Source organism: Salinivibrio sp. IB282 (assembly GCF_001995685.1).
GTDB lineage: Bacteria > Pseudomonadota > Gammaproteobacteria > Enterobacterales > Vibrionaceae > Salinivibrio > Salinivibrio kushneri.
The window spans coordinates 26,680-46,472 of record NZ_MUET01000008.1 but is presented as its reverse complement, the minus strand read 5'-3'; the positions used below and the strand labels follow the sequence as shown (position 1 = coordinate 46,472).

16 protein-coding genes, 1 pseudogene and 1 riboswitch are annotated in these 19,793 nt (G+C 49.5%); of the genes and pseudogenes, 15 read left to right on the top strand and 2 right to left on the bottom strand.

Translation table 11 applies throughout. The features are described 5' to 3' along the window. Positions 1 to 101 precede the first annotated feature (101 nt). Complete coding sequence (locus BZG14_RS03185; RefSeq protein ID WP_077607971.1) at positions 102 to 974, top strand: DMT family transporter; 873 nt, start codon at positions 102 to 104, stop codon at positions 972 to 974. 160 nt (positions 975 to 1,134) lie between these two features. Next, positions 1,135 to 1,764 (top strand): GNAT family N-acetyltransferase, encoded by a 630-nt coding sequence (locus BZG14_RS03180; protein ID WP_077607970.1) that lies wholly within the window; start codon positions 1,135 to 1,137, stop codon positions 1,762 to 1,764. Here BZG14_RS03180 and BZG14_RS03175 read toward each other — a convergent pair. Beyond that, the gene (locus BZG14_RS03175) at positions 1,732 to 3,990 is read right to left on the bottom strand and encodes a bifunctional diguanylate cyclase/phosphodiesterase (RefSeq protein ID WP_198532010.1); all 2,259 of its coding nucleotides are present in this window, start codon (positions 3,988 to 3,990) and stop codon (positions 1,732 to 1,734) included. The genes BZG14_RS03180 and BZG14_RS03175 overlap by 33 nt on opposite strands. A 457-nt stretch (positions 3,991 to 4,447) precedes the next feature. Between BZG14_RS03175 and BZG14_RS03170 the strand changes: the two genes are divergently transcribed. The 5 genes from BZG14_RS03170 to thiD all read left to right on the top strand — a co-directional run bounded on the left by BZG14_RS03170 (position 4,448) and on the right by thiD (position 10,319). Continuing rightward, positions 4,448 to 5,230 carry an HAD-IA family hydrolase gene (locus tag BZG14_RS03170; RefSeq protein ID WP_077607968.1) on the top strand — a complete coding sequence of 261 codons (783 nt, stop codon included), beginning with the start codon at positions 4,448 to 4,450 and terminating at the stop codon, positions 5,228 to 5,230. An 18-nt stretch (positions 5,231 to 5,248) separates the two neighbouring features. Continuing rightward, positions 5,249 to 5,512: a DUF3081 domain-containing protein gene (locus BZG14_RS03165; protein WP_077457036.1), complete on the top strand. Its 264-nt coding sequence runs from the start codon at positions 5,249 to 5,251 to the stop codon at positions 5,510 to 5,512. Positions 5,513 to 5,588: 76 nt separating this feature from the next. Beyond that, positions 5,589 to 7,460, top strand: a complete 1,872-nt coding sequence (locus tag BZG14_RS03160; RefSeq protein WP_198532009.1) for a sensor histidine kinase — start codon at positions 5,589 to 5,591, stop codon at positions 7,458 to 7,460. Next, positions 7,457 to 9,250, top strand: a complete 1,794-nt coding sequence (locus BZG14_RS03155) for a putative bifunctional diguanylate cyclase/phosphodiesterase (RefSeq protein ID WP_077457040.1) — start codon at positions 7,457 to 7,459, stop codon at positions 9,248 to 9,250. The genes BZG14_RS03160 and BZG14_RS03155 overlap by 4 nt, the downstream gene beginning before the upstream one ends. A 54-nt stretch (positions 9,251 to 9,304) precedes the next feature. Continuing rightward, positions 9,305 to 9,405, top strand: a riboswitch (TPP riboswitch). Positions 9,406 to 9,467: 62 nt separating this feature from the next. Next, positions 9,468 to 10,319, top strand: a complete 852-nt coding sequence (thiD, locus tag BZG14_RS03150) for a bifunctional hydroxymethylpyrimidine kinase/phosphomethylpyrimidine kinase (RefSeq protein ID WP_077607966.1) — start codon at positions 9,468 to 9,470, stop codon at positions 10,317 to 10,319. 113 nt (positions 10,320 to 10,432) lie between these two features. Here the strand turns inward: thiD and BZG14_RS03145 are convergent, their stop codons facing one another. Next, positions 10,433 to 11,458 carry a potassium channel family protein gene (locus BZG14_RS03145; RefSeq protein ID WP_077607965.1) on the bottom strand — a complete coding sequence of 342 codons (1,026 nt, stop codon included), beginning with the start codon at positions 11,456 to 11,458 and terminating at the stop codon, positions 10,433 to 10,435. A gap of 166 nt (positions 11,459 to 11,624) precedes the next feature. Between BZG14_RS03145 and BZG14_RS16065 the strand changes: the two are divergent. The 8 genes and pseudogenes from BZG14_RS16065 to BZG14_RS03110 form a co-directional block, all read left to right on the top strand. After that, positions 11,625 to 12,287 (top strand): annotated as a pseudogene (locus BZG14_RS16065) (methyl-accepting chemotaxis protein); the annotation flags it as partial. A gap of 18 nt (positions 12,288 to 12,305) precedes the next feature. Further along, the gene (locus tag BZG14_RS16060; protein ID WP_443508465.1) at positions 12,306 to 12,725 is read left to right on the top strand and encodes a CZB domain-containing protein; all 420 of its coding nucleotides are present in this window, start codon (positions 12,306 to 12,308) and stop codon (positions 12,723 to 12,725) included. Positions 12,726 to 12,805: 80 nt separating this feature from the next. Next, the gene (locus BZG14_RS03135; protein ID WP_077607963.1) at positions 12,806 to 13,708 is read left to right on the top strand and encodes a homocysteine S-methyltransferase family protein; all 903 of its coding nucleotides are present in this window, start codon (positions 12,806 to 12,808) and stop codon (positions 13,706 to 13,708) included. A 322-nt stretch (positions 13,709 to 14,030) separates the two neighbouring features. Further along, positions 14,031 to 15,113: a helix-turn-helix domain-containing protein gene (locus BZG14_RS03130; protein ID WP_077607962.1), complete on the top strand. Its 1,083-nt coding sequence runs from the start codon at positions 14,031 to 14,033 to the stop codon at positions 15,111 to 15,113. 1 nt (position 15,114) lies between these two features. Then, positions 15,115 to 15,609, top strand: a complete 495-nt coding sequence (locus tag BZG14_RS03125; RefSeq protein ID WP_077607961.1) for a PIN domain-containing protein — start codon at positions 15,115 to 15,117, stop codon at positions 15,607 to 15,609. 166 nt (positions 15,610 to 15,775) lie between these two features. Beyond that, complete coding sequence (locus BZG14_RS03120; RefSeq protein ID WP_077607960.1) at positions 15,776 to 17,341, top strand: type I restriction-modification system subunit M; 1,566 nt, start codon at positions 15,776 to 15,778, stop codon at positions 17,339 to 17,341. Next, positions 17,338 to 18,471, top strand: coding sequence for a restriction endonuclease subunit S (locus BZG14_RS03115; RefSeq protein WP_077607959.1), 1,134 nt, complete (start codon positions 17,338 to 17,340; stop codon positions 18,469 to 18,471). The genes BZG14_RS03120 and BZG14_RS03115 overlap by 4 nt, the downstream gene beginning before the upstream one ends. A 1-nt stretch (position 18,472) precedes the next feature. After that, the gene (locus BZG14_RS03110) at positions 18,473 to 19,765 is read left to right on the top strand and encodes an AAA family ATPase (protein WP_077607958.1); all 1,293 of its coding nucleotides are present in this window, start codon (positions 18,473 to 18,475) and stop codon (positions 19,763 to 19,765) included. Positions 19,766 to 19,793: the final 28 nt, after the last annotated feature.

The following is a 19,793-nucleotide window of genomic DNA, read 5'->3' as shown; positions in this document are numbered from 1 at the left end:
ATCTGTTAGGCTCCGTTGGCGATTCGCTTGGATTTTATTTGCCGCTTTACAGTGTAAACTACCTGCTTTATCCATCCTTTGTGTGAGTTTGTGAGACAGTCATGCCATTTTTATTGCCGTTAGCCGCGGTGCTCATCTGGGCGATTAATACGATTGTAAACAAGATGTCGGTGACTGTGATTGCACCTGGCGCGATGGCGTTCTATCGGTGGTTTTTTGCCATTTTAGTATTAACGCCCTTTTGTCTGCCCACTGTATGGCGACAACGACGCGCCGTTGGCCGATTGGCGCCACGTTTAGCCGTGCTGGCATTACTCGGGATGGTGACCAATCAATCCGTTGCCTATTTTGCTGCGCAAACCACGACGGCGACCAATATGGCGCTGATTATGTCGTTGGTGCCCATGTTGAGCTTGTTGATCAGTGTGCCTGTGCTGTCACAGCCGTTGACGATGCGTGCGATCCTCGGGGCCGTGTTATCCTTCGCTGGATTGGTCTATATGCTAACGCTGGGCAAACCGCTTTCTCTTTTTCACGCTGGTGCGTCGGTGGGGGATGGGCTGATGCTGGTGTGTGCGTCCTCATATGCACTGTATTGCGTGCTTCTTAAGCGATGGAAGATGGCACTGTCAAACTGGGTCTCAGTGTATGTACAAGCCTTGTTTGCGGTGATCATGTTGCTGCCGGTCTTGTGGATGGCGCCTAGTCCTACGATCCCCGCGGACGCTTACCCATTGGTGGGATTTGCCGCCTTGGGCGCTTCGGTGATTGCTCCAGCGGTTTGGCTACACGCTATCGCGCTCAATGGGGCGAGTCGAACGGCGATGTACATGAACCTTCTCCCCGTGATGACAGCGGCTATCGCCGTTGTTGTGCTAGGGGAAACACTCACTCAGTACCACTTGTTGGGCGGTGGATTGGTGATGCTGGGTGTGGCCATCTCACAGCAATCAAGACGCCGGTCTTGCGCGTAACCGTCTACACTCAATAAAAGTGGGTTGTTTGACGGAGGTCGCCAATGTGGTGGTTAATTGAGTTAAATTGGGTACCTTTGTGGGTCACACCGACAAACGGTCGCTGTGACGGGGCAGGGTCGTCACCGATTATCTGGTAAAGAGAGAACAGTAACCCGACATGGACGTGGATGTAACTAACCGCTTAGTCGTTACCTTGAGAGCCGCACGGCGAAACGAAGCCCGTTATTTTTGGCGCAATATTTATTACTCTCGTGCCTGGAAACAGTATGATGCGCCTTACACACCCATTGAACCGGTGTCGTTTTGGTCGTTTCGTTTTGGTCTTTTTCGCCGGTTCATCGTGGGTGACACGGCCCAGGTGATTTGTGTGGATAACGAGCCAGTCGGTTATGTCACCCTTTACTGGGAAGACAAACGCACGCGTTGGTTAGAAGTGGGGATCACCATTTTCGATCCCACAGACTGGGGCAAAGGTATCGGCCGACGTGCACTGACGCAGTGGATTGACCAATTGTTTATTCGTCACCAAGTAAACCGAATCGGCTTAACGACCTGGTCAGGTAATCCAGGGATGATGCGCTGTGCCAAAGCGCTAGGAATGCGTGAGGAAGGGCGCTTACGCGCCGTCCGTTACTATCAAGGTGAGTATTATGACTCACTCCGCTACGGCGTGTTGCGCGACGAGTGGTTGCAGCAAGCGGCGCCAGTGCGTCAAAACGGTCCCTCGTCCGCCGACACCCTGGCCGCTGTGGCCTCAACCATGCACCAAGACCATTCGCTGGTGTGATTTCGGCAGCAACCAATCTTCAAGCGCTGTCCGCGCAATCGGGCGAGAGAGCACATATCCTTGCAAGTAGTCACATTGGTGTTGGCGCAGCCAGCCTAGCTGCTGTTTGGTCTCGATGCCTTCTGCTACGACGGTTAAATCGACGGCATGTGCCATGGCAATCATTCCTCGACAAAGGGGCGCCGCTTTGCCGTTGGGCTGATCGATATCCATGATAAAACTGCGATCCATCTTAATCACGCTAAACGGATATTGGCGCAGTAAAGAGAGGGATGAATACCCGGTGCCAAAGTCATCGAGGTACAGTTTTATTCCCAGCGCGTGAAGCTGATGTAAGTTCTTCCCCACCGTTTCTGAATGCTCAAGTAGGGCTGTTTCTGTCATTTCTAACCCCAGACACTGGGGCGCAAACTGGTGCCTGGCGATCAGTGAGGCGACGTCATCGGCAAAAGTGGCTGACTGACACTGCTTGGCCGACACATTCACCGTGATAGATGGACATTGGTTAGTGGGAAATCGGATATGCCAGCTATCAAGCACATCAGCGACTTGCTCGAGCACCCAGTCGCCAAGCTCAATGATATAACCGGTTTCTTCTGCGATTGGGATGAACTCTGCCGGTGAGATCGCCCCCAGCGTCGGGTGTTGCCACCGGAGCAGCGCTTCTGCATGGCTGAGTGTTTCATGTTCACCATCAAAAATAGGTTGAAACATCAGGTGAAACTGCTGCTGTGCCAACCCTTTCTTTAAGTCTTGTTCAACAATAAAGCGTTGCTGGACTTTGGCAAGCATGGCCGGTTGGAAAATGGCCAGGCGATCACGGGTTTGCTTGGCGTGATACATGGCAATATCCGCCTGCTGAATGATATCCGTCACCGAGGCATTGGCCTTGTTCACCGAGGCAATGCCAATGCTGGCGGACAAGTTAATCATATGCTCGTCCACCTTGTAAGGTGCGCTGAGCGCCTGGAGCAGGTGCTTGGCTTTGGTTTGTGCCAATGCCAGTGAGCTGTCGGCTTTAAGCAAAATGATGAACTCGTCGCCACCAAAGCGAAACACGCGCTCGCCACTGACCGATTGTGTCAAACGTTTAGCAACCTGTTTTAGAAGCTTGTCTCCCGTCACATGACCGAGAGAGTCGTTAACCACTTTAAACCGATCGAGATCGATAAACAGCAAGGTAAAGTGCTCGCTGTACTGGGCGCTCACTTGCTGGAGTGCTCCCTCCAAGGCATTGTCGAGCGCCGCACGGTTTGCCAGCCCCGTTAGAGTGTCGTGATGTGCTTGATGGGTAAGCTGGCGGGTCTGCTTGTTGACTAAGTGTTGTGCCAATGACAGTCGGTTAGCGTAAGACCAAAAACTGGCCAGAACCGATAAGCCGAGTGACAATACCAATAGCCCGACTAGCACTCCGTAGAGTAGCCCTGTGTGCAAGCCGCGCAGATGGGTGAATCTCACTACCAGCCCTTCTTCGCTGCCGGCAATCGGAATAGTGATGTCGGGCGAGTGAGTATTTCGCCATGTTTGCAATGCTTGCGTTGAGTGCGTGGCAAACATTTGCTGGTGGCCAAAGGCTTCACGGGCGATTAGCCCCATATCGGGCGCGGGAGTGTCATCTTGCCAGATCGTGGGTAGAAAGGTATCAAAATAAAGTGTGGTGGCGAGAAAACCGGCTAATTGGCCGTCTCGTGCGGTAATGGCTGCAAACCAACGCACCCCATGTCCTTGCTCGTCGTGAATCAGTCTTGCCACCGGTTGGCGCTTAAAATAAGCCCGTTCCATGGTGACGGTATTCTCGCATTGCGCATCCGCGCGCCAACCTGAATACCCCTCTGCCGCAGCTTTGGGGGACAAGTAAAGCGCGGGAAAGGTATCACCCCGCATCACCCACTGGCAGGCATGGTTATTGAGCGGTGGAAAGGGATGATAATGCCCGTGTTGCGCGGCAAATTGTTTTAACTCAGCGCGATTGACTCGAGGTAGCCACATAACGCTATCAAGCCCAGAGCGCTTTTGGGTATGGTTATCGATAAAGGCATGGAATTTATCACGTGTCAGGCCGCCTTCTTGTTGCAGATACAACTGTGCCGATAATTGAAGCTCATAGAGTTGGGAAAAGGCTTTACTGAGAGTGTGACGTTGCTTTTCCACGTCGGTCGAAAATCGGCTTTGCTGACGCTGGTTTTCCAAGGTATAGACAGACCAACCGGCGATCAGCGCAATCATTACAACCGCCAGGTAACGCCATAGAGGCTGTGAAGAAAAATACCGCATATAAAAAATACATCGAATCTCACTATCGAGAGAGACAGGGTAGAGCGGTTCGATGACAATCTATGCCTATTTGCTTTTCATTTTTATGACAGGTCGTGACTTCGCCTGCCCTGGCGCGTCAGAAAAATGACGGATTTTTTATACAGGGTTAAGGTCGGTATCGATGAGTGCAAAGATATATAAATGTGAAAATGATCACGTTATGTTTAGGGGCTTGATTCGCCTCTGAAGTTTGTGGGCAAGTGGTGAGTTATGCAATTTTGTTCCGGTGATTCGATACATTGTGCCTGCTGTTTTGGTAGGATGCTTTCTGGTTCTCTGCTAACTTTCAATGAGTCGATGGAGAGACAACCTGATCCACCGTTCCCTTTCCTTCCTGGCGATAACACATTGATTGTGGAGGCGTTCCATGAAAAAACTGGAGAATATCTCTGCGATATGCTTTGACTTAGACGGCACGATCGCAGACCCTTTTGATGATCTATACGACGCTGTCCTCGGCATGTTGAGAGGGTTTGATTTGCCGGAGGAAGAGCCCAGTGCGATTCGAGACTGGATTGGTGATGGCTCGGATTTATTGATCCATCGGGTGCTTACGCGACACATTGATGGGCGGGTTTCTACCACCGTACTGAACCAAGCCCGCGCGTTGTTCCTGTCCTCATACCTAGGCAAAAAACCGCCAAAAACTCGACTCTATCCAGGGGTGCTTGCTTGTCTTGAAGGTCTCTCTCAACGTCAGTTCCCGATGATATGTACCACGGACATGCAAACGGCGCATGCCAATAGCCTACTCAAAGCACTTGGGGTCAGCCACTTTTTTACCCGTATCTTAGGAACCGATGCAATCGCAGCCGGAAAGCCGGATCCCGATAGCATTTTTGAATCGGCGGCGATTTTAGCAGTGCCACCATCAGAATTGCTGGTGGTTGGTGATGCCGTGAATGATGTTCATGCGGCAAGAGCGGCGGGCTCGCCTGTCGTGTGTGTCGATTACGGCTATAATTACGGTACAGCAATCCAAAAAACGGGGCCAGATACCACCCTTGATACATTGGCCGCCTTGCCCAATATTATTTCTAAGCCAAGCCGGATTGAGGTGTCAGGGCATGTGTTGACCACACCACCGGTATTGGCCGGCCCACTTTATGGTCGTGGATCACGGCCGGGAGGTGGGGCACAGTTTCGCTAACACTGCCAGGAGGGAAGCGTGAAAAACGAACTCAATCCTACCCATCTACTGCGCGCGTTTGAGATAGTGACAGAGTATGGTGAGAAAATAGAAGATGGGCACCGCCTAGATGGCATTGACGCTTTCTCAGATTATGACGGCTATACCATTTATTTAGCAGGAAATGGGGTACAGTTACGTGTGGGGTTTCACAATACCTATGATCTTGACTATGAGCACGAAAACCTAAAAGAGCAGTTCCTGAAAAAGGTCGATGCGCTAGTCAAAAACTATAAAAGATAGCGACGGATAGGCAATGCATGCCGGACCGTCAAACGCCCCACAATGGGGCGTTTTTTATAGGTCAAAGGCAGGGAGCATGGACAGCGAACCAATCATCACAAACCGAACACGCGGGACCCAAGCCCATTATCAAGCGTTAGTCGACAGCGCGGCAGCCGCGATCTTGGTGATTGATGAACGCGGCATTATTTTAGATGCGAACCCGTTCACCCACCGATTATTGGGTTATCACCCGCAACAGCTAATCGGAAAGAATGTTGATTGTTTAATGCCGCCGGAGCACCAAGGGAAGCATGACCATTATTTACGGCAATATATAACAACAGGCCAGGCAAACATTATCGGTACCGGCCGGCGGGTTGAGGCACGGCATCAAGCGGGGCATGTGGTACCGATTCATCTTGCGGTCAGTGAAGTGTGGGTTGAAGACCGGCGAGAGTTTATTGGCATTATGTCTGATATGCGCGCGCTGACTCAGGCTCAGACGCGTAATAAACACGAACGCAATCAACTCAAAACCATTATTAATGCGATCGCCAATCCTGTTTTTGTCCGAGAGCTGGGCGGACACTATTCGCTTGCAAATTATGCCTGCCTGCAAGCATTAAATGTCGAGCATGTTGAACAGCTTGCTGAGGCAATTCATGGTGCCTTGCCTGAGGGAATGCGCGAAACCCTCAATGCGCTTGATCACCAACTGACGCTCGATGGTGAACCCGTTCATGTCGATGTGACATTAAGAGATGGTCGGACTTTTAAGCTCGCTAAAACGCTTATTCGCCACGTAGAGGGAGAGCCTTACGCCATTGTGACTGTTGGGTATGATGCCACACCATTACTGCAAGCGAAGCACGAGGCAGAACGCGCCAATCAAGCCAAAAGTGATTTTCTCTCTGCCATGAGTCATGAGCTGCGCACGCCTTTAAACAGTGTGCTCGGTTATGCGCAACTACTACAACGATCCTCTTCTCCTCGCTTGACGGAGACGCAACGGCAATATGTCGATCAAATTCACCAAAGTGGTCGCCACTTACTCACCTTAATTAATGATGTGCTGGATCTTGCCAAACTTGAGGCAGGAAAAACGGTGGTCAATGTCACTTGGTATCCGGTTCGCGCCCTTGTCAGTGATGCCGTTCGAACACTACTCCCGCTCGCAAAGCAGCAGCACGTTGAGTTAGATGATTGCCTACCCGCGGATCTGAGTGGCGACCTATATGTGGATCCAACCCGTTTCAAACAAGTGTTGATCAATTTACTCAGCAACGCGATTAAATATAACCATCCTCAGGGGCGAGTATGGGTTGAAGCCAGTCAACCATCGTCAACCTTGACGATCTCTGTATCAGATACCGGGATCGGCATCGCTGAAAATCGGTTAAACCATCTTTTTGAGCCATTTAACCGCTTGGCCGCCGAACAATCACAGATTGAAGGGGCAGGTGTGGGGTTAGCGGTGAGCCACCAATTGGTTGTGCAAATGCAAGGCGAGATGTCAGTAAAAAGCCAGCCAGGCAAGGGCAGTTGTTTTTCAGTGACTTTCCCTTACCGGGCGTCGACGCGACCTGACGATCAAGGTTGTACGTGTCTCCGCGTGAGCCAGCCGCATCGCGTGCTCTATATTGATAATAACAGTGCCCGCCAGCGCCTGATGRCCGATTGCTTTGAAGATTGGCCAATGTTGACACTCTATCATGCGCATGAGCTGTCACTGGCTGAGGCTGTTGCGCTCGCGTCTCCGCCATCGTTAGTCATTATAGCGGCTGATAGCGTTGCGGCAACGTCCGAACAAATACAAGCACAATTTGGCGACAAACCACTCATTGTTCTGACTGACAACCCATGCGACGAACCACATAACAAACCGACATTACAACGTTTATCGTTGCCGCTCTCGTCAGCGGACTTGGCTGAGGCCATACAATTATTATTAGAGGAGAGGCTATGATAAAGGATCCGTCACAAGCACATATACTGATCATTGATGATCGACCGGAAAACATTCACTTACTGTCTACCATGCTCAAGCAAGCCGGTTATCAACAGCTGAATGGGCTCACCGATCCTCGCCTTGTCACCGATGCTCTCTCCCCCGTTCCCGACCTGATTTTACTCGATATGCGGATGCCGCAGCGCTCTGGCTTACTGGTGCTGGATGATCTTAATGACGCTTTAGATGAGCATTGCCCGCCCGTGATGGTACTCACCGCAGATAATGACCTGAATTTGCGTAACCAAGCGTTATGCCGTGGCGCGATTGATTACATCAGCAAACCCTTTGATCACGATGAGGTGTTGCAACGGATTCAAAACCTTTTGCATCTGCAATTGAAAACCCGTAAAGAGCGCGATCAAGCGGCACGGCTGCAAATGCTGGTTAACAAACAAACGGCGGCTTTACGCGCGCTGTCTTTGACCCATCCGTTAACCGGGCTACCAAATCGTCGCGCATTATTAGATGCCGCTGAGCGCCAGCTGAGCAAAGGGCCGGTGACTGTGATGATGATTGCCTTAGATGGCATGGAAGCGGTGACCAAACACCAAGGCCATTTAATGACAGAGGCACTATACAAACAAGTGGCCAATCTGCTAGCCAATAGTACAGTGGCGCGCCCACATCGCATTGGCGTTTGGGATAGCACACGACTGGTGATGCTGATTGAAGAACACGATAACCATGCCGTAGAAAAAGCCGCGCGCATCAATCGGTTGATCAGCGGACACCACACGCTCGATGGGCGTTTAATGTTTTTACGTTGCCACATTGGTATCAGCCGCACGGAGCATGAGACACAAGATGTGGCGCAACTGTTTCGTCAAGCCATTTTAGCGATTCCGACGGATGACCAACTTATCGGCGAATATCAGCCTGAGCTTGATAGCCAAGCTCAGCGCGCGCATTTGATTCGCACCGAATTAGGGCCAGCACTGCAAAGCGGACAATTATCACTGGTGTATCAACCCAAATGGCGATTAGACGGCGGTTTGATGATAGGCGCGGAAGCGCTGTTGCGTTGGCAGCATCCGACCCTTGGGGCCATCAGTCCGGCGGAATTTATCCCCATCGCCGAACGCAGCGCAGATATGATCCAACTGGGCGACCACGTACTGGTGATGGCCTTAGCCGCGGTTGAATGTTGGCGAAAAAATAAACTGATCAACGATAGCTTCCACCTGTCAGTCAATGTTTCTGCCCAGCAGTTTCGCCCCGGCTTTGCTGACAGCGTCTTAGCTCGGTGCCAGGCAGTTGATGTCCCTTTGCATCTGATTCAATTAGAGGTCACAGAATCAGCACTGATCCAGCACATGTCGGTGGCACTGAAAGAGCTACAACAATTGCGAGATGCAGGCATGCATATTGCCCTCGATGACTTTGGCACCGGCTATAGCTCACTCAGTTACCTTAAACAGTTACCGGTCGATTGGGTCAAACTTGATCGCAGCTTTATCCACGACTTGGCTACCAACGCCAGTGATAAGCACTTGGTGGGTAGCGTGATTGATTTAGCCCATGGTTTTGGTCATGGTGTGGTCGCCGAGGGCGTCGAAAAAGAGGACCAGCAGTATGTGCTACAAACCATTGGCTGCGACCAAGTGCAGGGCTTTTTATACGCACGGCCGCTAATTCAAGAAGGATTTGAACAACTGCTTAAAACCGCCAACCAAGGCAACGCGACCATTAATAGCAACGCGACGATCAATAGCAACGCAACCAGCAATAATAATGAGATGGCCTAAACGCGCAATTAGCACCCTCAACCTTGCGCTTTATCCGTAAGGTTTATATTCTGACCGTGTTAGTCGGGGAGCAAGCAATTGCTGAGACTGCGAAAGCAGGACCCGTAGAACCTGATCCAGTTAGCACTGGCGGAGGGAACTGACGTGCTCAGCACACAAGGTCGCGCCATCGTGCGTGGTTTTGTCTCCTTCCGCCCCTCATGATTAAGGGGCCAATATGAACCTATCTCCACCTGTAATTCTTACCATCGCCGGCTCAGACAGCGGTGGCGGTGCCGGCATTCAAGCCGATATTAAAGCGATTTCAGCTACCGGCGGTTATGCGTGCTCGGTGATCACCGCATTAACCGCGCAAAACACCTGTGGCGTTGAGGCCGTCTCGGCGGTTGATCCTGGTTTTGTCCGCGCCCAATTGGATGCGGTGTTGTACGATATGCCAGTACGTGCCGTGAAAATCGGCATGCTCGCCAACCAAGCGATTATTCGCGAAGTAGCCGCTGTGCTCGCGCGCTCCCCGCACTTACCGGTCGTGCTCGATCCGGTCATGATCGCCACCAGCGGCGATCCGTTATTAGATGATGACGCCATGGATGCACTGATCAATACATTGATCCCGCGCGCGACCATTTTAACCCCCAACTTGCCAGAAGCCGCACGTTTAACTGGGTGTCCTGTTCCGACAACCACCGAGGAGATGTACGCCTTAGTGCCGGCACTGCGCAAGCTCGGATGTCCGTACGTGATGCTCAAAGGTGGCCATTTACATCACGTTCCTGAAAGCGTGGATGTATGGATTAGCCGAGATACGTGCCAAACCCTGAGTGCACGTCGCGTTGAAACGCCTAACACCCATGGCACAGGCTGTTCACTGTCTGCCGCAATCGCCTCGTTTTACGCCCAAGGGATGACACCTATCGAGGCCGGGCGAGCGGCTAAGCGTTATCTCACCGACGCCTTAGCGCATAGCCAGCAGTTAAAGGTGGGAAGAGGCGCGGGGCCTGTACATCATTTTTACGCTTACCCCGTTGAGGCGCGTCAACCCGATGTAAAAGAAGCCTCGGTCGAATAGACGGTTTTTCACCAATAGGGCATCTAAAGCGAGTCCGCCGCTCCTAAGGTGAAGCGGCGGACTGTTCGGGAAAGGCTAACAGCCAGCGTCGCGTGTGATGAATGGTACCCGAATCATGCCGCTGACCAATGCGGTAAACGCTCGGCTGCAATATAGAATACGCGATCGCCGGGGGCGACGTCTGTTGCAAGGTTGGGGTTAAGGGTAATGCCTTCACCTTTATCGAGACCAATTAATGTCGCATCGTATTCGTGCTTTAATTGGTTGAACAGGGTGCCCACATCCGTGGCGCTCGCATCGGTGGGGTAACGCGCGCAATACTGCGTCATCCCTTGTGACGTGCTTAAAAGCTCATGATGCAACTGACTTGAACCGGGATCTACCGCCGCTTTTGCCAGCATTTCCACGGAAACAGACGGTACACACTCGGCGTGTGGATAGTGTTGTTTGAGTATTTGGCTGAGTGCATCATCTTGAAAGTAGGCGAGCAGATGCGCTGAGGGGTTTTTGTGTGCGCAAAACAAGGCCGCTGACAGGGTAATATCGTCTTCAGGGTTATCGATAATAATGCTCGCGGCACTATCAATCCCCGCACGGGCAATGCCCTCGGCGTCGGTAAAGCTGGTGACGCGCACAAATTCCACCTCGCCAGGGAGCGGGTTTTCCATTTCGGGACGCACACAAAGCACAATAGGACGATCGCCATGCACACCGCTTTGCAGTAGGCGAATAAGCTGGATAGTGCGTTGACCATTCCACCCTAACACCAAAATATGATTTTTCACTGTAAGACTCCGTTTTCCTTGTAATCCACGTCGCCAATAATCGACCAACGCACTGGTTACATGCCCAATCACCACCGCAAATAACCCCAGCCCGCCGGGAATAATCCAAAAGGCGGTAATCCACTGTCCTGCTTCTGTCGCTGGCGAATAGTCGCCATAGCCAACGGTGGACGCGGTGACCATTAAGTAATAAATATAGCGACCGAGTGACTGGGTCATCTCGGTTTCGCCCGCCCAGTACAAAAGCAGCCAGCCGATGATGCCGTAAGCAAGGACCACCAAGCCCAAAATACGCCCATTTAAATGGGCGAAGTGACTGATAATCCAACGTTTAAAAAGCAACCAAAAGGTCATAATGTTTCGCTCATTCGCCGCAGAGACGTCAGTATGGCGGGAATTATTATCGGTTTACAGTGTAAATCAAATGATTGGCGTAAAATGGATCACATTTCGCTCCGTTTATCATACAAAACCAATATTAAGCGTTAAAATATTATAAAAAGCTTAATTAGGAGTCAGCGTGTTTATATCCCGTCGTCAACTTGAACAAGAACAGCAAAAACAAGTCGCTCTACAGCAAAAAATTGAGCAGATTAATCATACCATCGACGCGCTGAATACAGAGAAAGGCGCATTGCAGGCAGAGCTGGATACCGTCGCGAAAAAACGCCAAACCGGCAAAGCGATCGACGCCAACTTATGCCACTTTGGTGATTCGATTAACGCCACCCAATCCTCTCTGGCTACCCTGGCGGACACCATTAACGGTGAAAAAGAGCGTGTGACCGAAGTGAGCCACCAAGCGGCATCATGCGCCGAGCAAGTCAATGACCTTGCGCGCCATGTGCAGTCGTTATCTTCGCAATGTCAGCAATCGTCGGAAGCGATTCGCTCGCTCGATCAACATGCCCAAGAGGTGAGTGGCATTGTCAATTTGATTCGTGATGTCGCCGATCAAACCAACCTGCTGGCGTTAAACGCAGCCATTGAAGCGGCACGCGCCGGTGAGCAGGGCCGAGGGTTTGCGGTGGTCGCTGATGAAGTACGCAACCTTGCCGAGCGCACGTCCACTGCCACCCAAGATATTACCCAGCTGGYGGAAAAAATTCGTGCGGGCAGCAGCCATGCGTGCACGCTCACCGATACCCTTGCCACTGAAGCCATTCAATACAGCGAACAAGGCCAACAGGTTGCCGATGCCATGGCCACCCAAAGTGAGCAAGCACAGCACAGCCGCACCACCATTAAAGCCTCTGCACTGCGCGCCTTTTGTGAACTGGCAAAACTTGACCATATCAGCTTTAAATTTGCGATATACCGCGTGGTATTGGGCGAAGACAGCATGATGGCGGACGATGTCACCGATCACACCCAATGCCGCCTCGGCCAGTGGTATAACCATGGTGAAGGGCAGCAATATTTTGGGCAGTTGCAAACGTTTAAAGCCATTGCCGGGCCTCACGAGCAAGTGCACACCCACGCCAAGGCTGCGGTGGCAGCGTTTCATGCTCAACAACCCGATCAAATGGTCACCGCATTAAAAGAGATGGAAAACGCCAGCATGACGGTCATCGATAAGCTTGAACATCTCGCAATAGAAGGCAGTGAAGAGGTGGCATAACAACGGGGTGTTAAATCGACGAGCGCATGGTAATCTCAAGTCAAACTAAGGAAAGATGGCCGAAGGAGGCTGAAGTAACCATGACGTCGATTGCATTACTCGATGGTGGCCTAGGGCAAGAAATTTATCAACGTGGTCCGGATGTGAGCTCGAAGCTTTGGTCGGTCGCGGTGATGTTAAAACATGCCAACATTGTCAAAGACGTGCATAAAGATTTTATTCGCGCCGGCGCAAAAACGCATACCCTGAATACCTACCCAGCGACGCCCACGCGCCTCGCCAAAGCCGGCCTGAGCGATAAAATAGACACCATTTATCAAAAAGCCTTCGAAGCGCTGCAGCAAGCGGTGGATGAGACAGGCGCCGATGTCGATATTGCCGGCTGTTTGCCGCCGCTGGTGGGCAGCTATCTCGGCCAGCCGCAGCGCAGCTTTGACGATATGAAAGCCGAGTTTTCTCATGTCGCCCGCCTACAGCCTCATGTGGATGTGTTTTTAATCGAAACCATGACCAACACCCTAGAAGCGCGTGCAGCGTGCGCTGCCGCCCGTGAGCAAGGCAAACCGTTTGGGGTGGCGTTTCGGCTAGAGCCTAATGGCGCACTCCGCTCTGGCGAGTCGCTAGAACAAGCCATGCACGCGGTCACTGACTACGCGCCGACAGCAGTGATGCTCAATTGCTGCGACCCAGAAGTGCTTACTACGGCGATGCCAAAAATGACGACCCAGGCCGACATTGTCGGTGGCTATGCCAATGCGTTTAAATCGGTAGAAGACATGGCCAAAGGCAGCAAAGCCGATGCCCTGCAAGCGCGGGAAGATCTCTCACCGTTAGTCCACACCGAACGTGTACAACAATGGATTGCCGACGGTGCCCTGGTGGTCGGTGGCTGCTGCGAAATCACCCCCGCCCATATCCAACACCTCGCACAAACCCTTGAACACTCTCACGAGATCATCAAGTTCTCGCAGTTGAGGGGTTAAGGCTTTAACGCGTTCCCACGCGCCGACGTGGGAATACATACTGAAGCCGACGCACAACTCATTCCCCACGCGCCGACGTGGGGAGCGAGCAAGCATGAGATCACAGTGGAACTCTAACAACTCACTCAATCAAGCTTATCCATCATTCTGCGGGCTCGAAAACGGCTCCGCGCGTTTAGCGTCAAGTATCCTAATACTGGGAGATGGATGAGTAAAATTGAGAAACCTTAACTGCCAAGTAATAGAAAATTACAGCGATGAGGTTTACAATAAAGACAAATTAATCATTTTTATAAACCATCTCATTGCTTGAGAGGATGCCATGTTTGCAGAACGCCTAGAACGAGCTCGTAAGGCGGCCGGGCTATCAATGAGTGCATTAGCCAATGAGGTTGGCCTGTCCGCTAACGCTATTAAAAAGTACGAGCATGGCACGACAATGCCTTCATCTTCGAACCTGCTGAAGTTGGCAAAAGCACTTGATGTTCGTACAGAGTATTTCTTTCGCCCAACGAAGGTGAAGTTAGAAGGTGTTGAGTACCGCAAGCGTGCGAGTACACCAAAAAAAACGCTGGACCGAATCAATGGTGACGTTCTAGACCAAGCTGAACGTTGGCAAGAGCTATTAGCGTGTTATCCCGATTCGGTAAAACCCATTCCTGATTTTGCGTTACCAGAAGCGCTTCCAGAGCAAGTTACTCGTTTAGAGCAAGCCGAAGAGTTAGCCATCCAAATGCGTCATGCCTGGGAGCTTGGCCTAAACCCTATTCACGATATGATTGATACCCTCGAAGCCAAAGGGGTGATGATCATTACCACTGGTGTTGAAACGGATAAAAAGTTTGATGGTTTAGCGGGGAAGATTGGCAACACCCCCGTCGTTGTTATTTCTACTGCCCAGAGTGGAGACCGTCAGCGTTTCACCTTAGCGCATGAACTAGGGCACTTAGTGGTGCATGGGCGTTTAGCTGAAGGTATTGATGAAGAGAAGGTATGCAATGCTTTTGCGGGTGCATTCCTTTTACCTGCTCAGACACTCATCGAGCATCTGGGTGAAAAACGCCGTCATATTGAGCCGCGCGAGTTGCTCATGCTAAAGCACGAATATGGTATCAGTATGCTGGCAGCACTGTTTCGAGCGGGTCAATGCGGCATTATTACGCCAGCGACTCAGAAGAAGTTGTTTATGCTGTTCAGTAAAAATGGCTGGCGAACGCTAGAGCCAGGTAACGCCTATCCACAAGAAACCACTTACCTACATAAGCAGTTGGTTTATCGCGCTTTGGGTGAAGAATATATTGGAGAATCTAAAGCCGCTGAACTTCTGGGAATGTCACTATCCAGCTTTCATAAAGAGCGTAAGTTGGAGATGACCGTTAACAAGCTGGTCGCTCAGGAGGTGTAAGGTGCAGCAACTTCTAATTAGCGATGCCAATATTCTTATTGACATGGAAGAAGGCGGTTTATTAGAAGCAATGTTTCAGCTGCCCTACGACTTTGCAACGCCAGATATCCTATTTTATGAAGAGCTCGAAGAGGAGCATGCTCACTTACCCGGCTTAGGGTTAGCGCTAAAAGAGGTTTCCTCAGAATCAATGATGTATGCCATGCAGTTAACAGGAACCTATACCAAAGCTAGCAGAAACGATTGTTTCGCGCTTGCGTTGGCCAAACAAGAGCAATGTCCGTTATTGACCGGCGATATGGCGCTCAGATTCGCAGCAGAAAAAGAAGCTGCCATTGTCAAAGGCACTATCTGGTTGGTGGGCCAGCTGGTGGTTCATCAGCAAATCAATATCGATAAAGCGCGAGATGCTTATAGGCAGATGCAGGCCAACGGCAGACGTTTACCTTGGCAAATGGCCGAGCAAGCCTTAGCGGAACTAGAGCAAGAACAGTAAAAGTGTGTTTACTCGTTCCTACGCTCTCGCGTGGGAATGCATACCGAAGCCGCCCCGTCACATTCTTAGCCCAAACATGTCACCGCGCCTTTTGCGTTCTGTTTTCTATGGTAAAATCGAGCCAACTCACGATATTTCAGAACACCACATTCAAACGAGACAATTTATGACAAGCACCCAACAACGTGCCGCACTACAACGCCAAATTTGGGCCATTGCTAACGACGTGCGTGGATCCGTCGATGGCTGGGATTTTAAGCATTACGTACTGGGTACGCTGTTTTATCGCTTTATGAGCGAGAACTTTGTTAACTACATTGAAGCGGGCGATGAGAGCGTCAACTATGCCGGCTTATCTGACGAGGTCATTACACCAGAGATCAAAGATGATGCGATCAAAACCAAAGGCTACTTCATCTATCCAAGCCAGCTGTTTAGTAACGTGGCCAAAGATGCCTATAACAACGAGCACTTGAATACCGATCTTGCCGATATATTTTCCGATATTGAGAACTCCGCCAACGGCTACCCGTCCGAATCCGACATTAAAGGCTTGTTTGCTGATTTTGACACCACTAGTAATCGACTCGGTAGCACAGTAAAAGATAAAAACACCCGCCTCGCGCATGTGATCAAAGGTGTCGCCGGGCTAGATTTTGGTCACGATTTTTTTGAAGACGGTGAAAGCAGCCAAATTGATCTGTTTGGCGATGCGTACGAATTTCTTATCTCTAACTACGCGGCGAATGCAGGTAAATCAGGTGGTGAGTTTTTTACTCCGCAAAATGTCTCTAAACTGATTGCGCAACTGGCAATGCACAAGCAAACCAGTGTGAATAAGATCTATGATCCCGCTGCTGGCTCTGGCTCACTGTTGTTGCAAGCCAAAAAGCACTTTGATAATCACATCATCGAAGACGGCTTTTATGGGCAAGAGATCAATCACACTACCTATAACYTGGCACGTATGAACATGTTTTTGCACAACATTAACTACGACAAGTTTGATATGCAGTTGGGTAATACGCTGACCGACCCAAAACTACGCGATCAAAAGCCGTTTGATGCCATTGTGTCGAACCCGCCGTATTCGGTGAAGTGGATTGGCAGCGATGACCCCACCTTGATTAATGATGATCGCTTTGCGCCGGCGGGAGTGCTGCCGCCCAAATCAAAAGCCGATTTTGCGTTTGTGCTTCATGCGCTGCATTACCTGTCAGGCAAAGGGCGCGCTGCCATTGTTTGCTTCCCAGGGATTTTTTATCGCGGCGGCGCGGAAAAGAAAATTCGCCAGTACTTGGTGGACAACAACTACGTCGAAACCGTGATTTCACTGTCTTCTAACTTGTTCTTTGGCACCAGTATTGCGGTGAATATCTTGGTGCTGGCGAAAAACAAACCTAACACGGACACCCAATTTATTGATGCCAGCGGTTTGTTTAAAAAAGAAACCAATAACAACATCCTGACCGATGAGCACATTGCTCAAATCATGGCCGTGTTTGATAGCAAAGCCAACACCGATTATCTGGCTCGTTCAGTACCCTTGGATGAAGTGGCCGCTAACGACTACAACCTCTCGGTCAGCAGCTATGTGGAAGCTGAAGATACCCGGGAGCAGATTGATATCACCACGCTGAATGCCGAGCTAAAAACCACGGTGGCCAAAATCGACCAGCTACGCACAGACATTGACGCCATTGTCGCAGAAATTGAAGGAGGCGAGGCATGAGTCAATTGAGCTTTTTGGATAAATTGCTGGATGGCGTTGAGGTTGAGTGGACTCGACTTGGAGATGAGGACTTTGTAGAGGTCGCGAATAAGGGGCGGCGACCGGTTAAAGCAGATTTACGCATCCCAGGAAAGACTCCATACTACGGTGCAAATAACATACAAGACTATGTTGATGGTCACACTCATGAAGGGGTTTATACATTAATAGCCGAAGACGGATCTAAGAGTCTGGAGCAATATTCAATACAGTATGCTTCAGGTCAATTTTGGGCAAATAATCACGTGCACGTTGTTCGAGGTACCTCAAAACTAAATACACGTTTCTTGTATCATTATCTTAGCGTTGTTAACTTTATTCCATTTCTATCTGGCGGGGGCAGAGCTAAGTTAAACAAGAGCAAACTGCTTGAAATTCCAATCCCCATCCCTTGCCCAAAAAACCCTGAAAAATCGCTGGCGATTCAGACGGAGATCGTGCGCATACTCGACACCTTCACCGAGCTAACCACCGAGCTAACCACCGAGCTTAACGCCCGTAAACAGCAATACAACCACTATCGTGAGCAGTTGTTAACGTTCGAAGAAGGGGAAGGCGTTACACCAATGGCAATTGGTGATATATATGATTTTAAATATGGGAGAGGAAATACTATCCCCAAAGAGGGAGGGCAATATCCGGTATATGGAAGTAACGGGGTAGTCGGCACGCACCATGAGTACAATAGCGAGGACTCTCCTGTTATTGGTCACATTGGCGCGTATGCTGGAATTGTTAATTGGGGTAAAGGAAAGCATTTCGTTACTTATAATGGTGTTATTTGCAAGCACAAATCCAAAGAAGTTCACCCTCAATTTGCTTACTACATTCTACTGGCTCAAGATTTTGGCTCAAAAGCTAAAAACTCTTCGCAACCATTTGTCTCATACGACACTTTGAAGGCACCGATTGTTTTAATACCCTCCTATGTCGAGCAAGAGAGGGTCGTAGCATTATTAGATAAGTTCGATACTCTGACGCACTCCCTTACTGAAGGCCTGCCCCGCGAAATCGAGCTGCGCCAAAAGCAATACGAGTATTATCGTGACTTGTTGCTGAGCTTTCCTAAGCCTGAAGAGGCGGAAGCTTAATATGGGTAAGGAACTAAAGGACATAGCTAATGACTTAATCAGCAAGAAGAAAAAGGTACAGTTAATCTATGCCTTTAATGGCACAGGAAAAACACGTTTATCACGAGCTTTTAAGGAGGAAATAGCTCCTTCTAAACAAGACGATGATACTGGCGTATACGCTGGACAATCGCGTGAAAAGTTCCTGTACTACAACGCCTTTACAGAAGACTTGTTTTACTGGGATAACGATTTAAAAGAAGATTCAAACCCAAAGTTAAAGATACAACCAAATACTTTTACGGGTTGGTTGATAGATTTATTAAAAGAATTAGGTGAAGACAATAATATCGCTACAAACTTTCAACGTTATACGGGAAGCAAAGCTACCCCTATATTTAACGAAAAATACAAAGATGAAACTGATGAGAAGGAAGTAACGATACCTCCATTTTCTGAGGTAACTTTTCAAGTGGCTGCAAATGAACCTGTCAACTATGAGTCTGGTACTGCCGCGACTGATGGTGTCGAAAATGTCATACAGGGTAAATACGAAGTAATAAAAATTTCAAAAGGTGAGGAAAGCAACTTTGTTTGGAGTGTTATGTATACCCTTTTACAACAAGTTATTTCCACTCTTAATGAACAAGATCCTACTAATAGAATTACTGATAAGTTTGATGCTTTAGAATATGTATTTATTGATGATCCAGTAAGTTCATTAGATGATACCCACCTTATTGAATTGGCCGTTGATTTAGCTGACTTAATCAAAAGAAGCTATTACTTTGAAGGCCAGGGTCTCAGATTCGTCATTACTACTCATAGCCCATTGTTTTATAATGTTTTACACAATGAGCTAAATAACGACCTTAAAAACCCAGCAGGAGGCAAAAGTCCAGCGTGGTTGTATAAACGCGATCAATCAGAAAAGCATCGGCTTGTTAAAAATGTTGACGAAACCTTCGAGCTGTTCAGTTCGAATGATCATCCCTTTTCGTATCATCTATTCTTATTGTCTGAAATTCGCGAGGCTATTAATAAGAAGCAAGTYAGGAAGTATCACTTTTCATTTATGAGAAATATTTTAGAAAAAACCGCCACTTTCCTTGGATATCCGCGCTGGGAAGACCTTTTGATAAAAACCACTGAAGGCTCTCCTGATCCATTTTCAAACAGAATTCTTAACTTGGCCAGCCACTCTGCACATGCAGGGGAAGAAATTACAGATATTGAAGAAAAAGATAAGGAAAATCTTGAGGCCTTAGTAAATCACTTGTTTAGAACATATGGCTTCAAGAAACAGGAGTTATAATGACCAACTATAAAAGTATTCGAAGGCA

Bases quoted from the DNA above. Each gene is read 5' to 3' on its own strand.
- BZG14_RS03185 (WP_077607971.1), top strand. From the start codon at position 102: ATGCCATTTTTATTGCCGTTAGCCGCGGTGCTCATCTGGGCGATTAAT.
- BZG14_RS03180 (WP_077607970.1), top strand. From the start codon at position 1,135: ATGGACGTGGATGTAACTAACCGCTTAGTCGTTACCTTGAGAGCCGCA.
- BZG14_RS03175 (WP_198532010.1), bottom strand. From the start codon at position 3,990: ATGATTGCGCTGATCGCCGGTTGGTCTGTCTATACCTTGGAAAACCAG.
- BZG14_RS03170 (WP_077607968.1), top strand. From the start codon at position 4,448: ATGAAAAAACTGGAGAATATCTCTGCGATATGCTTTGACTTAGACGGC.
- BZG14_RS03155 (WP_077457040.1), top strand. From the start codon at position 7,457: ATGATAAAGGATCCGTCACAAGCACATATACTGATCATTGATGATCGA.
- thiD (WP_077607966.1), top strand. From the start codon at position 9,468: ATGAACCTATCTCCACCTGTAATTCTTACCATCGCCGGCTCAGACAGC.
- BZG14_RS03145 (WP_077607965.1), bottom strand. From the start codon at position 11,458: ATGACCTTTTGGTTGCTTTTTAAACGTTGGATTATCAGTCACTTCGCC.
- BZG14_RS16060 (WP_443508465.1), top strand. From the start codon at position 12,306: ATGGCCACCCAAAGTGAGCAAGCACAGCACAGCCGCACCACCATTAAA.
- BZG14_RS03135 (WP_077607963.1), top strand. From the start codon at position 12,806: ATGACGTCGATTGCATTACTCGATGGTGGCCTAGGGCAAGAAATTTAT.
- BZG14_RS03130 (WP_077607962.1), top strand. From the start codon at position 14,031: ATGTTTGCAGAACGCCTAGAACGAGCTCGTAAGGCGGCCGGGCTATCA.
- BZG14_RS03115 (WP_077607959.1), top strand. From the start codon at position 17,338: ATGAGTCAATTGAGCTTTTTGGATAAATTGCTGGATGGCGTTGAGGTT.